The sequence below is a fragment of the Caballeronia arvi genome, from assembly GCF_001544695.2.
GTDB lineage: Bacteria > Pseudomonadota > Gammaproteobacteria > Burkholderiales > Burkholderiaceae > Caballeronia > Caballeronia arvi.
In genome coordinates this window covers 1-13,558 of sequence record NZ_FCOM02000075.1, presented here as the reverse complement: position 1 = coordinate 13,558, position 13,558 = coordinate 1, and the positions used below count along the sequence as shown (strand labels likewise).

The following is a 13,558-nucleotide window of genomic DNA, read 5'->3' as shown; positions in this document are numbered from 1 at the left end:
TCAGAGGCTGCGTTCGAAGCGACTGACCGCGGTTTCGCGGACATCGAGCACCTCACTGGCGAGCCGGGTGCCCGATGCGACGTCCAGTGCGTATTCGTACAGCCGGTCACCGATGTCGGAAATCTTCATGGCCCGTTCGAGCACGCCGCTCGCGTCGAAATCGATGTTGTCGCGCATGGTGCTCAAGGTGTGGATGTTGCCGCACACCTTTACCGTGGGGGCGACCATGTTGCCGATGGGATTGCCTACGCCCGTGCCGAAGAAGGTGAGCTGACAGCCTCCCGCCGCGAGCGCGGTGAGGTTTTCCACGGCGGCAGCCGGCGCGTCCATGAAGTGCAGCCCTTTGCGGCGCGGCGCTTCGCCGTATCTAAGCACACCGACGAGCGCACTCGAGCCTGCCTTCGCCATCGCGCCGAGCGCCTTTTCCTCGACTGTCGTCAAGCCACCTTTCTTGTTGTCGGGCGAGGGCTGCGAGTCGCGCATGTCGACGCCGCGGGCGATGGCGTTCTGCTCCATGCTGCGCACCGCATCGACGAAGGCCGCCCTGACCGTGTCGTCGATGGCGCGTGCGGCGAACAGATGTTCTGCGCCGATGAACTCCGAGGTCTCGGAAATGATGACCGTGCCGCCCTCGGCGATCACCAGGTCCGCCATCCGCCCGATGGTCGGATTGCAGCTCAGTCCCGAGGTCGTGTCGGAGCCGCCACATTCGACGCCCAGAACCAGTTCGGACACGGGGCACGGCTCGCGTCGCAGGCGGGATGCGGCGATGGCGAGACGCATCGCTTTACGCGTGCCTTCGGCGATGCAGGCGATCGTGCCGTTGGGCTGCAGATGCACCGCCTCGACCGCTTTTCCGGTGGCGCGAATGCGCGAGGCCACTTCTTCCGTTGACGATTCTTCGAGTCCCACCAGAAGCACGCTCGCGATATTCGGATTGCGCCCGAGACCGGCGAGGGATTCATAGGCGAAGTCGAGATCCGCGCCGAACTGCCCGCGCACGAACAGCGTCGTGACCGGAATCGTGCCTTCGACCGCCTCACTAATCGTGCGTGTGACCGGGTTGCAGTTGTCCATGACAGAAATGACCGCAACCCAGTTACGAACGCCCACGGTGGCGTTTTCACGGCGGTAGCCAAGGAATGTTTTCATCGCGTAGTTACCTCGTATTCAGATCACCGCGACCGCGGGTGGAATCGACGTTATGGACATGGGCGTGCTCTCCGACTCTGAGCGCGCGTCGGGCGGTGCCGATGATCTGGCCGTACTTGAGCACGTTGGCGCCAGCAGCAGCCGGTGCGATACAGACTTTGTGGCCGAAGGGGACGTCCTGCATCAAGGTCACCTGGCCCGCTCCTTCGCCCTGCAGGACGCAGGTTTCCCCTTCCTGTCCGGGGTCGAGCAGTGTTGCCACGTTGTCGGTGGCATGGAGCACGATGGCGCGAGGCATGGGTTCAACTCCTATATAGATAATGAAACTACTCTGGGACATGGAATTCCGGCAAATCAAGGCGGGAATAGTGCGAATCCGTGGAAACAGAATAGGTCTAGACCGGCAACTCCTATATAGGTATTTGCCATAGTCCTACATAGAAGTTGTTGACACACCCCAAGGCCGCGACTATCGTTGACTGCACTGAAGGCGACTTTGCGCCTGAATGCGAGGAGAGCTGAAGATGAATGTCGAGTCCCATCTGGAGAAGATCGCCAGACTGGAATCCTTGCGGGAGCGGTTCGATCCGCTACAGGACTTCGAACTGTGGTTCTGGGCCGGCATGACGGCCGGCACGCATGCGGTGAATGCCGCGCTGCATCTGGCGGAAGTCACGGCCGGCACGGACGCTTATCCGATGCAGCCCGGCGTCTATCAGGTGCCGCAATCCGACGGCACGCTTGCCGCACGGTTTTGCGCGCTCGGTGACGTGCTGCATGTGGGGCGTCCGAAGATCGAGGCGCCGGTGCCCGAGGATGTCGCTTCCATGATGCATCTGATGGAAACGGTCGAGCAGTACCGGGACCCCTGCGTGCGCGAAGGGCGCGCGCCGGATCAGGCGATCATCGAGGCGTGCGACGCGGCCGTGCGGGCGTGTCTGCGCCTCCTGAACGAGCGGATGAAGGGAATGCAACATGCACACTGATCAACACCTCGCCGCAGCCGAGCGCATCGAACGGTCGCTTCGAAAATGCGCTCCGGAAGACGTCGAAATGCGGATCGAAGCGGCGATGCTTGCCGGCACGCATTGGTTGAACGCGATACTTCATCGGCGCGCGGTGACGCAACCCGGCAACGACGTTTTTCATACCTATCTCTTGACTGTGAACGAATATCGCAGGCTATGCGTCGCCGACGAAGAGATGGTGCTCGCGCTATCGGAGATAGAGGATCTTCGTCCGCCATACGTGCGCGGCAATCATGAAGGTGCGCAGGCCGCCGCCGATCGGGCGAATGCGCTGCTGGCGGCGATCCGCAAGAAGGCCACGTCACACGAGTGAACTATATTTGAGAGGAGACGACAGTGAGAGCAGTGCGCGTCATACCAGCGCCGTCCGGCGGCAGAGTCGAGGTGCAGGACATTCCCGTGCCGCAGCCCGGCGCGGGGGAGGTTCTCGTCAGGGTGCGCGCCGCGGGGTTGAATCGCGGCGAGATCAAGCAGGCCGGCGAGTTGCGTTCGGGCAACGCCATCACCGCCGGCGTCGAGTTTGCGGGAGAGGTCGCGCAGGTCGGAGAAGGCGTCACCGCGTGGCGGGAAGGCGACCGTGTGATGGGACACGGCAAGAACTGCCAGGCGGACTATGTGATCGCTCATCCGCTCGCGCTGATGCCCGTGCCGGGAAACCTGCCGTGGATCGACGCCGCGGCGTTTCCAAACGTATTCATCACAGCGCACGATGCCGTCGTGACGAACGGCCAGCTTCGTGAGGGCGAGTCGATTCTGGTCAACGGCGCGTCCGGCGGCGTCGCCATGGCGGCGATCCAGATCGCCTCGGCGCTCGGCGCGAAGCCGGTGATCGGCGTGTCGCGGTCCGCAGCGAAGCTCGACAAGCTGTGCCGCTTCGGCGTGGATGTCGGCATCGATTCGTCGCGCGAGTCGCAGGTGGACGCCGTCATGGCCGCCACCGGCGAGCGCGGGGTCGACGTCATCATCGACACGGTGGGCGGTCCGGTTTTCGAGGCCAACATGGACAGCCTCGCGATCAAGGGGCGGCTCGTGCAGGTCGCCCGCATCGGAGCGCCGACTGCACAGATCGATCTGGCGAAGCTCTGGCTCAAGCGCCTCAAGCTCATCGGCGTGACCTTTCGCACGCGCAGCGAGCAGGAGCGGCTCGAGTGCATCCAGGCCTGCGCGCGCGATCTTTTGCCGGCGCTCGAGGATGGCCGCATCCGGCTGCCGATCGACCGCACTTTCCCGCTCGACGCCATTCACGAGGCCCACGCATACATGCACCTCGACCAGCACGTCGGAAAGATCGTGCTCACTGTGGCATGACCGTTTGATACAAATACCATCGATACACAGGAGACTGAAATGAGCATCCGTATTACTCCACTCACCGGCTCGGTTGGAGGACTGGTCGAGGGCGTCGACCTGAATGAACCGGTCAATCGCGATACGTTCGAAGTGCTTCATCAGGCCTTCCTAGACCACGGCGTCCTCGTGTTCCGCGCACAGCACCTGCAACCGGCGGCGCATGTGGAGTTCGCGAAGCTTTGGGGCAACCCCGCTCAGAACAATCCGCTCGATCCGTCGGTGCCCGGCTGCCCCGGACTGATTCAGGTCACCAAGATACCGAAGGAGACGGCCTCGACGGAGGCATGGCATTCGGACTCGATCTATACGCCGGTGCCGCCGAAGATCTCGATTCTTTCCGCGGTCGTCGTGCCGCATGGCGGAGACACGATGTGGTGCAATCAGTACGTCTCGTACGACCGCCTGTCGCCGACGATGCAGCGCGTGCTCGAAGGCCTGCGGGTCCGCTTCGCGGGTTTGCGCCTCGCCCGCATGAGAAACATCGACAAGATTCCGGAAGCCGTCCATCCGATCGTGCGCACGCATCCGGAGACGCGCCGCAAGGCGCTCTATGTCGGCCATCCGGATACCGCCAGGCAGATCGAAGGCATGACCGTTGCCGAGAGCCGTCCTTTGCTCGACTTCCTCTACGAACATTCGACGACGCCGGACAACGTCTACCGGCACATGTGGCAAGCCGGCGACGTCGTGATGTGGGACAACCGCTGCACGATGCACTACGCGGTGCACGACTACGGTGAGGCCGAACGCGTGCTCAACCGCATCACGCTGGAAGGCGAAGTGCCGGTCTGATCTGACGCGGCATCACTGAAAAAGCTGCAAGCCCTGTGCTTGCATATCGACGAGGTAATAAGGATGACGAATCATGGCTATTGAGAAATGTTCGTCATCCGGAGCGAGGTCTGAAATGCAGATTGGAGTACCTGCTGAGTCGCGGGGTCGCAAGTCGCTCGTCGCGGCGACGCCCGATACGGTCAAATCGCTCGTGTCGCAAGGGCGCAGCGTGACCGTCGAATCGGGCGCGGGCGAATGCGCGCACTACACGGACGATGCGTATCGCAAGGCCGGCGCGCAGATTGGCGACGCGGCGTCGGCCTTCGGCGCGCAAATCGTGCTGAAGGTCGCCTCGCCGACGGCTTCCGAGTTATCGCTGATGAAGCCCGGCGCGGTCCTGGCCGGCATGCTCGACCCCTTTAATACCGACAACACCGCGCGGCTCGCGGCGGCCGGCGTGACGGCCTTCGCGCTCGAAGCCGCGCCGCGCACGACGCGTGCGCAAAGCCTCGACGTGTTGTCGTCGCAGGCGAACATCGCGGGCTACAAGGCCGTGCTGGTGGCGGCCGAGCATTATCCGCGCTTCATGCCGATGCTGATGACCGCGGCGGGCACCGTGAAGGCCGCGCGCGTGCTGGTGCTGGGCGCGGGTGTGGCCGGGCTGCAGGCGATCGCCACCGCGAAGCGTCTGGGCGCGGTGGTCGAAGCATCCGACGTGCGTCCGGCGGTGAAGGAGCAGATCGAGTCGCTCGGCGCGAAGTTCCTCGACGTGCCGTATGAGACCGACGACGAGCGCGAAGCGGCGCAAGGCGTGGGCGGCTACGCGCGGCCCATGCCGGCGAGCTGGCTCGCTCGCCAGGCTGCGCTCGTTCATGAACGCGCAAAGCAGGCGGACGTCATCATCACGACCGCGCTGATTCCCGGCCGCGCCGCGCCCACGCTGATCTCCGTCGAAACCGTTCAGGCCATGAAGCCGGGCTCGGTGATCGTGGATCTGGCCGCCGGGCGCGGACCGGAATTCGAAGGCAGAAAAGGCGGCAATTGCCCGCTGACGGAAGTCGACAAGGTCGTCCAGAAGCACGGCGTGACGATCGTGGGTCACGCCAATCTCGCTTCCATGGTCCCGGCTGATGCATCGGCGCTCTATGCGCGCAACCTGCTCGACTTCCTGAAGCTGATCGTCACCCGGGAAGGCGCACTCAGCATCGACCTCGCAGACGACATCGTCGCCGCCACGCTGCTGTGTCGCAACGGAGAAGTCACGAACAAGTCAAAGGGGCAATGATGGAAGTCATCAACCATACCGTGATCAATCTGATCACCTTCGTGCTGGCGGTCTACGTCGGCTATCACGTGGTCTGGAACGTCACGCCCGCGCTGCATACGCCGCTCATGGCCGTGACCAACGCGATCTCGGCAATCGTAATCGTCGGTGCGATGCTGGCCGTCGGCCTTACGGTGGGCGCGGCGGGCAAGTTCTTCGGCACGCTCGCCGTGCTGCTCGCGGCGGTGAACGTGTTCGGCGGCTTCCTCGTCACGAGACGCATGCTGGAGATGTTCAAGAGGAAGGAACCTCGGCGCGTCGAATCGAAGGGAGCCGCGAAATGAGTCTGAACGTCGTCACCCTCCTGTATCTCGTCGCCTCAGTCTGTTTCATCCAGGCGCTGAAGGGCCTCTCGAACCCGAAGACCGCGCGCGTCGGCAACGCCTTCGGCATGGCCGGGATGGCGCTCGCCATCGTCACGACGCTGGCGCTGATTGCGAAGCAGGCAAACTATCTGGGCTCGAACCTCGGGTTGGGATTGGGGCTGCTGTTCGCGGCGCTCATCATCGGCGGTGCCGCAGGGGCTTACATCGCGGCGAAAGTCGAGATGACGAAGATGCCCGAGCTCGTCGCCGCCATGCACTCGTTGATCGGTCTTGCGGCCGTGTGCATCGCCTACGGCGTCGTGGCCGAGCCGTCCGCCTTCGGCCTCGCGGCTTCCGGCAATGCCATTCCGTATGGCAACCGCGTCGAACTCTTCATCGGCACGTTCGTTGGCGCGATCACGTTCTCGGGCTCGGTCATCGCGTTCGGCAAGCTGTCGGGCAAGTACCAGTTCCGCCTGTTCAAGGGCGCGCCCGTGGTGTATCCGGGCCAGCACACGATCAACCTGCTGTTCGCAATCGCGATGATCGGCTTTGGCATCGCCTTCATGCTGACGCAGGCATGGCTGCCGTTCATCGTCATGACGGCGATCGCGTTCGCACTCGGGGTGCTTATCATCATCCCGATCGGCGGAGCGGACATGCCCGTGGTGGTGTCGATGCTCAACTCATATTCGGGGTGGGCGGCGGCGGGCATCGGGTTCTCGCTGAACAATCCGATGCTGATCATCGCGGGCTCGCTGGTGGGCTCGTCGGGCGCGATCCTCTCCTACATCATGTGTCGCGCCATGAACCGCTCGTTCTTCAACGTGATTCTGGGTGGTTTCGGCGGCGAGGCCGGCGCCGCGGCTGCGAGCGATACGCAAGAGCAGCGACCCGTCAAAGCCGGTTCGGCCGATGACGCCGCGTTCATGCTCGGCAATGCGGAGAGCGTGGTGATCGTGCCGGGTTACGGTCTCGCCGTGGCGCGCGCTCAGCATGCGCTCAAGGAGTTGACCGAAGCGCTGGTCGAGAAGGGCGTCGACGTGCGTTACGCGATTCATCCGGTGGCGGGCCGCATGCCGGGGCACATGAACGTGCTGCTCGCGGAAGCCGAAGTGCCTTACGAGCTCGTGCAGGAGATGGAAGACATCAACGGCGAGTTTGGACAGACGGACGTGGTGCTGGTGCTCGGCGCGAATGACGTGGTGAACCCGGCGGCGAAGACCGATCCGAAATCGCCGATTGCGGGCATGCCGATTCTCGAAGCCTACAAGGCGCGCACGGTGATCGTGAACAAGCGCTCGATGGCGGCGGGCTATGCCGGTCTCGACAACGAGCTCTTCTACATGGACAAGACCATGATGGTCTTCGGCGATGCGAAGAAGGTCGTCGAAGACATGATGAAGGCGGTCGCGTGACCAGGCCGCGAGTGCAAACCGGGCGCGTCGGTCACGGCCGCCCGACGAAAGGTTGAGCGGGTCATGGCAGAACTCTATTTGGTACGGCATGGTCAGGCCTCGTTCGGCTCGGAGAACTATGACCAGTTGTCGGCAGTCGGCGAGCGCCAGGCGGCGTGGCTCGGTGAGTACTTCGCGAGCCGTGATATCGGCTTCGACCGGATCGTGGTTGGCACGATGCGCCGCCACCAGCAGACGCTCGACGCGATCCTGAGCGGCCTGGGCCGTCCTGTGGGGCACATCGAGCAGCACGCCGGGCTCAATGAGTACAGCTTCCGTGCGCTCTTCGACGCGCTCGGCGAGCGGCACTACCGGCTGAAGGCATTGGCGGGCGGCACGAAGCGGGACTTCTACATGGGGCTGAAGCAGGTGCTCAGGCTGTGGGCGGAAGAGAAGCTGGAAGGGCCGGTGCCGGAAACATGGAGCGCATTTCAGCAGCGCGTGCGCGCCGCGAGGCAGGCCATACAGCAAGGGCCCGGGAAGAGGGTGCTCGCGGTGACGTCCGGCGGAGCGATGGCGGTCATGTTGCAGCAAGTCTTGCGTGCTCCGGCTGAGACCGCCATCGAACTGAACCTGCAGATACGCAACAGCAGCTTCTGCCGATTCTTCTTCAATGCCGAGACGATGCATCTGGCTGGCTTCAACAGCGATCCGCATCTGGATCATCCCGAGCGTCGCGAGTTTCAGACCTATGCCTGACATTAATTTGGAAGCCTAACGATGATGAAAGAACCGAATCACGTCGATATCGACAAGCTGACGTTCTATCTGGAAGAACGGATACCCGGCTTTCAGGGGCCCGTGACCGCGGACAAGTTCGCCGGCGGGCAGTCGAATCCGACATTCCTTCTCGACGCGAAAAGCGGTCGCTACGTGTTGCGACGACAGCCGCCCGGCGAATTGCTCAAATCCGCTCATGCGGTGGACCGCGAGTTTCGTGTGCTGACAGCCCTCGCGAATACCAACGTGCCGGTGGCCCGCGCCCATCACCTCTGTGAGGACCGGAGCGTCATCGGCAGCATGTTCTACGTGATGAGCTTTGAAGACGGGCGCATCTACTGGAATCCGGCCCTGCCCGAGCTCGCTCCCGATCAGAGACAGTCCATCTATGACGCCATTCTCGGCACGATGGCGGCGCTGCACGAGGTCGATGTCGACGCCGTAGGACTGGCCGATTACGGCCGCGCCGGGAACTACTTCCAGCGCCAGATTGGTCTGTGGACGAAGCAATATCGCGCTGCCGAGACAGAGCGGCTGGACGCCATGGAAGTGCTGATCGACTGGCTGCCTGCTAATTGCCCAAGCGACGAGGGTCGCCCATCGCTGGTTCACGGCGATTTTCGGATCGATAACCTGATTTTCGACCGGCACGCATGCCGCGTGCGGGCCCTGCTCGACTGGGAGCTGTCGACGCTCGGCGATCCCCTCGCGGACCTGGCCTATTTCTGTATGTGCCTGCGGCTACCCGCCGACGGGCCGATCACTGGTCTTGCCGGAATGGACCGTGCGGCGCTGGGCGTGCCCGAAGAAGCCGCGATCGTTGCGCAGTATTGCGAGCTGCGAGGCATCCCGGCGATTCCCAACTGGCATTTCTATCTTGCGATGAGCTTCTTCCGTCTCGCCGCCATCGCGCAGGGCGTCAAGATGCGCGCGCTGAAGGGAATCGCGTCGCACGCGCGGGCGCATGAAGTGGGGGCGATGGCCGCGCGCCTGGCTGAACTGGCTGTCGGCTTGCTCGAACAGGAGGCTTGAGAGTAGGCGTTGCAGCACCTAATCGGAACGATCGAAGGTCGTCGCGCGTGGCGATACCCGTATCGGTCGAACAAGAACTGACTGACTGGAGTGACGTAAATGAGCACCAAACTCTTCGACTTGGGTGGAAAAGTCGCCCTGGTGACCGGGGCGAGCCGCGGCATCGGCGAGGAAATCGCCGCTTTGCTGGCCGGGCAGGGCGCCCATGTCATCGTGTCCAGCCGCAAGCAAAGCGATTGCGAGGGCGTGGTGGCGAAAATCCGTGACGTCGGCGGCACCGCGGAGGCGCTGGCTTGCCACGTCGGACGCATGGAGGACATCACCAGTGCGTTCGAGCATATCCGCAAGGTTCACGGCCGGCTGGACATTCTGGTCAACAACGCCGCGGCCAATCCGTACTTCGGCCACATCCTGGACACCGACCTTGCCGCCTATGAGAAAACGGTCGAAGTCAATATCCGCGGCTACTTCTTCATGTCTGTCGAGGCGGGAAAACTCATGCGCGAGAACGGCGGCGGCGCGATCGTCAACACCGCGTCGATCAACGCGCTGCAGCCCGGCGACATGCAGGGCATCTACTCGATCAGCAAGGCGGCGGTCGTCAATATGACCAAGGCATTCGCGAAGGAATGCGGACCGCTGGGCATTCGCGTCAATGCGCTGCTTCCGGGTCTGACGCGCACGAAGTTCGCCGGCGCGCTCTTCGAAACGAAATCGATCTACGAGCAATGGATGAACCGGATTCCGCTGCGCCGGCACGCCGAGCCGCGCGAGATGGCGGGAACGGTTCTCTATCTGGTGTCCGACGCCTCCAGCTACACGAACGGTGAGTGCATCGTGGTTGACGGGGGCTTGACGATCTGACAGGCAATCTCAACCGCGCATGAGCGGATCAAAACCTATACGCTGAGGAATACGATACATCATGGATTTCGCATACAGCCAGAAAACCGAGGACTTGCGGCGTCGCGTGAGGACGTTCATGGACGAGCGCATCGTTTCGCGCATCCCTCAATGGAACGACGAAGTGCACGCCGGTCATTTCCCGGTTTCGTTCATGGAAGACCTGAAAGCGCAGGCGAAGGCAGAGGGGTTATGGAATCTGTTCCTTCCCGCTCTGGCGGAAGACGAGCCTGGAACGCGCCTGAGCAACCTTGAATACGCGCCTCTCGCGGAGATCATGGGACGGGTGTCGTGGGCGTCGGAAGTATTCAATTGCAATGCGCCAGACACCGGCAATATGGAGCTGTTGCATCTGTTCGCGTCGCCCCCGCAGCGCGAGCAGTGGCTGCAGCCGCTGCTGCACGGCCGCATCCGCTCCGCATTCGCGATGACCGAGCCGGACGTGTCGTCATCGGACGCAACCAACATCACGACGCGCATCCGACGTGAAGGCGACGAATATGTGATCAACGGCAGAAAGTGGTTCATCACCAACGCCGCCCATCCGAATTGCAAGGTCTTCATCGTGATGGGAAAGACCGATCCGGACGCGGAAGCGCATCGGCAGCAGAGCATGGTTCTCGTGCCGCGCGATACACCTGGCATCAAGGTCGAGCGAAACATCAGCGTGCTCAATCACGTTGCTCCCGAGGGGCACTGCGAAGTCACCTTCACGGACGTCCGGGTGCCGGTGGCCAATCTGCTCGGCGAAGAAGGCAGCGGCTTCGCACTGGCCCAGGCGCGGCTCGGGCCGGGACGCATTCATCACTGCATGCGCTCCATCGGCGCGGCCGAACTGGCTCTGGAACTGATGCTCACACGCGCCGAGGAGCGCAAGGCCTTCGGCAAGTCCCTGAACCAGCAAGGCACGATCGGCGAATGGATCGCGCAGTCGCGCATCGAGATCGATCAGGCGAGACTTCTTGTTCTCAAGACCGCCTGGCTTATCGACAACGTGGGCGCGCGCGAAGCACGCAAGGAAATCTCGATGATCAAGGCGCTTGTGCCGACCGTTCACACGAACGTATGCGACAGGGCGATCCAGGTCTTCGGCGCGATGGGACTGAGCCCGGATACGCCCTTGGCGGACCACTGGACGTGGGGTCGTGCGCTGCGCTTCGCGGACGGCCCGGATCAAGTGCATCTGCAGACCGTCGCCCGCATGGAGATTCGGCGCAATCAGGCCATGCCCGGCTCCGCGGCTTATCTGACGAAGCCTGAACGCAACGCGAACTAAGTGCGTAGCGGTCGATAAGGCGTCAAGAACGAACACTGGAGATCATTCAATGAAGAAGAAGCTTTTCGTGCTTGCCGCAGCGAGCAGCTTTGCCTGCGCTGCACAGGCTCAGAGTAGCGTTACGCTCTATGGCCTCATCGATGCTGGTTTTACCTACACGAACAACAACGGTGGTCACGCCTCTTGGCAGGCGACCGAGAGCAATGAGCAAGGCTCGCGCTGGGGGCTCAAGGGGTCGGAAGATCTTGGAGGCGGCCTCAAGGCGGTTTTCCAGCTGGAAAACGGCTTCAATCTGGAAATGGGCGCGCTGAAGCAAGGCGGGCGCATGTTCGGCCGTCAGGCCTGGGTGGGGCTTTCATCGAATCAGTACGGCACGCTGACTCTCGGCCGCCAATACAACTCCCTGCAGGTCGTCGTCGCGCCGCTGCAGGTCGGCGGCAGCACGACGCTCACGGCCTATTCGACGCATCCGCTCGACAACGACAACATCAACAATACGTATCGCACCGACAACGCAGTGAAGTACACGACGCTGAACTACGCCGGGTTTCAGGCGGAAGCGATGTATGCTTTCTCGAATTCGGCGAACTTTGCCGTCAACCGAGCTTACAGCGTCGGTGCGAGCTACTCGAACGGTCCGATGAATTTGGGCGCAGCCTACGTGCGTTTGACCAATCCGGCGTTCCGCGCCGACACGGTGGGCGCGATCCCGGCGGACAACTTTTATAGCGCGAGCACTATGCCGTTTCTTGCCTCCGCTGCGACCGTCCAGCAGTGGGGGGCGGGCGGCACTTACGCTATCGGTCCCGCGACCATAGGCCTGCTCTACACCGGTTCGCTTTTCGGTAATCCGACTGCCGGTTCCCTGTTCTCCGGCGCTACCGGCAACGGTGGAGGCAGAGGATCAGTGCACTTCGAAAATGGCGAGGTCAGCGTTCGGTATGTCTTCACACCGTCATTGTTCGCTGCGATTGGCGAAACCTATACGCACGCAACGCAGGGCTCAGGCACTGGCAACTATTGGCAGACGAGCGCTGGCGTACAGTACTTCCTTTCCAAGCGTACGGATATCTATCTGAACGGGATGTATCAAAAGACATCGAAGCACTTGCATGCCTGGATCGAAGCGATCGGTGCACCGTCGACCACGGATACACAAGTCGCGGCCGTCATCGGTATCCGTCATAAGTTCTAGGTTCGGATTTCGGATTTGATGTGACTCGCGACGCGCGTCGACTATTTGACGCAAAGAGCGTGGGAATAACTCAACAAGCTACGCCTGTCGGACGCGTTAGAAACTGGCGCATCGCATGCCGTTCGGTGCGCGACGGTCCGCTTGTAGGGGGAGGCCGACACGAAGGGGCCCTTCCAGGCGATCCGTGCGATGACCTTTATGACATGCCTCGATGATCATCAGACGACAGGTCGGTGAACTGGCCTCGGCCCGCGATGCCAATGTCGGCATCAACTGCGCTGCCGATCGTCGGATGGAAACACGAGTCTGGAAAGATCCTTGCTGTCATTCACAATGCGATGCAGCCGACTGTTGGCCTCCGGGAACGGCGACCGATCTTGACGCACCGTTACTGCCGGCCCTCATCTTTCGAACCGTGCGACCCGTTCGGAAGTACAGCGGTCATCAAAGTGCGAATTCGCCGGCTCAGCACGGCAATGGCACCCGCCAACCTTGCAAAATGCTAACAGATGCGCTCTAATAGGCATGCCTGCCTTAGATCAACCATTGGTCATTGACGCGAGGTCATCGTAGTGTTTTTCGTCAAGAGTTCCCGCCTTGCCTTTTTCAGCATTCCTGCACAAGCCGGGGCGGGTACTCGCGGGCATCGAAAAGCCGATACCTTGAAGCGCGCGCGAAACCGCGCCAGCCGCGCGGATAAGTCAGCACTTTCTTCTGCCCGGCTCTTCGCATAAGCCCAAAGTCAGTAAAGCGAGAGCCGGGCTCACCCTCTTTCTGTCGACCACCGACGGTACTCCATCACGACTTGCGTGGTGGGCGTCCGATCGCGCCATTGCGCTTGTCGCTGCCGGGGTCCAAACAACATCCCCCACGCTATACTCGGATTAAAATGCATTTGCGACGCGGCCTCATTAGGAGCCCGTCTAAAGAGCGAGGAGTGGTGCTTTGAACAGCAACGTGTTCGGTAAAGCGGCAGTGTGGCTCGTGATCGCACTGGTGCTGTTTACGGTGTTCAAGCAGTTCGATAAGCCCCGCGTCCAGG

Annotated in this window: 14 protein-coding genes; 12 read left to right on the top strand and 2 right to left on the bottom strand. The window is 62.2% G+C overall.

Going from position 1 to position 13,558, the window contains the following annotated elements:
* Both AWB74_RS38880 and AWB74_RS38875 read right to left on the bottom strand, forming a co-directional pair.
* Window positions 1–1,152, bottom strand: coding sequence for a UxaA family hydrolase (locus AWB74_RS38880; protein ID WP_061151896.1), 1,152 nt, complete (start codon window positions 1,150–1,152; stop codon window positions 1–3).
* 7 nt (window positions 1,153–1,159) lie between these two features.
* Window positions 1,160–1,450, bottom strand: a complete 291-nt coding sequence (locus AWB74_RS38875; protein WP_061151907.1) for a UxaA family hydrolase — start codon at window positions 1,448–1,450, stop codon at window positions 1,160–1,162.
* A 226-nt stretch (window positions 1,451–1,676) separates the two neighbouring features.
* Here AWB74_RS38875 and AWB74_RS38870 point away from each other — a divergent pair, with 226 nt between their 5' ends.
* The 12 genes from AWB74_RS38870 to AWB74_RS38815 all read left to right on the top strand — a co-directional run bounded on the left by AWB74_RS38870 (window position 1,677) and on the right by AWB74_RS38815 (window position 12,516).
* Window positions 1,677–2,138, top strand: a complete 462-nt coding sequence (locus AWB74_RS38870) for a hypothetical protein (protein WP_061151895.1) — start codon at window positions 1,677–1,679, stop codon at window positions 2,136–2,138.
* The gene (locus AWB74_RS38865) at window positions 2,128–2,493 is read left to right on the top strand and encodes a hypothetical protein (RefSeq protein ID WP_061151894.1); all 366 of its coding nucleotides are present in this window, start codon (window positions 2,128–2,130) and stop codon (window positions 2,491–2,493) included. Before AWB74_RS38870 ends, AWB74_RS38865 begins: the two co-directional genes overlap by 11 nt.
* 23 nt (window positions 2,494–2,516) lie before the next feature.
* Entirely contained in the window at window positions 2,517–3,488 is a 972-nt protein-coding gene (locus AWB74_RS38860; RefSeq protein WP_061151893.1) for a zinc-binding dehydrogenase, read from the top strand.
* A gap of 39 nt (window positions 3,489–3,527) precedes the next feature.
* The gene (locus tag AWB74_RS38855; protein ID WP_061151892.1) at window positions 3,528–4,322 is read left to right on the top strand and encodes a TauD/TfdA dioxygenase family protein; all 795 of its coding nucleotides are present in this window, start codon (window positions 3,528–3,530) and stop codon (window positions 4,320–4,322) included.
* A gap of 115 nt (window positions 4,323–4,437) precedes the next feature.
* Window positions 4,438–5,589, top strand: coding sequence for a Re/Si-specific NAD(P)(+) transhydrogenase subunit alpha (locus AWB74_RS38850; RefSeq protein ID WP_061151891.1), 1,152 nt, complete (start codon window positions 4,438–4,440; stop codon window positions 5,587–5,589).
* Window positions 5,589–5,912 (top strand): NAD(P) transhydrogenase subunit alpha, encoded by a 324-nt coding sequence (locus tag AWB74_RS38845; RefSeq protein WP_061151890.1) that lies wholly within the window; start codon window positions 5,589–5,591, stop codon window positions 5,910–5,912. Before AWB74_RS38850 ends, AWB74_RS38845 begins: the two co-directional genes overlap by 1 nt.
* The gene (locus AWB74_RS38840; RefSeq protein ID WP_061151889.1) at window positions 5,909–7,351 is read left to right on the top strand and encodes an NAD(P)(+) transhydrogenase (Re/Si-specific) subunit beta; all 1,443 of its coding nucleotides are present in this window, start codon (window positions 5,909–5,911) and stop codon (window positions 7,349–7,351) included. The genes AWB74_RS38845 and AWB74_RS38840 overlap by 4 nt, the downstream gene beginning before the upstream one ends.
* Before the next feature lie 63 nt (window positions 7,352–7,414).
* The gene (locus tag AWB74_RS38835; protein WP_061151888.1) at window positions 7,415–8,089 is read left to right on the top strand and encodes a histidine phosphatase family protein; all 675 of its coding nucleotides are present in this window, start codon (window positions 7,415–7,417) and stop codon (window positions 8,087–8,089) included.
* A gap of 21 nt (window positions 8,090–8,110) precedes the next feature.
* Window positions 8,111–9,142: a phosphotransferase gene (locus tag AWB74_RS38830; protein WP_061151887.1), complete on the top strand. Its 1,032-nt coding sequence runs from the start codon at window positions 8,111–8,113 to the stop codon at window positions 9,140–9,142.
* Between the two features lie 99 nt (window positions 9,143–9,241).
* A complete protein-coding gene (locus AWB74_RS38825) occupies window positions 9,242–10,006 on the top strand; it encodes an SDR family oxidoreductase (protein WP_061151886.1) in 765 nt (254 codons plus the stop codon).
* A gap of 61 nt (window positions 10,007–10,067) precedes the next feature.
* Entirely contained in the window at window positions 10,068–11,321 is a 1,254-nt protein-coding gene (locus AWB74_RS38820; protein ID WP_061151885.1) for an acyl-CoA dehydrogenase family protein, read from the top strand.
* A gap of 49 nt (window positions 11,322–11,370) precedes the next feature.
* Window positions 11,371–12,516 carry a porin gene (locus tag AWB74_RS38815; protein WP_061151884.1) on the top strand — a complete coding sequence of 382 codons (1,146 nt, stop codon included), beginning with the start codon at window positions 11,371–11,373 and terminating at the stop codon, window positions 12,514–12,516.
* Window positions 12,517–13,558 lie beyond the last annotated feature (1,042 nt).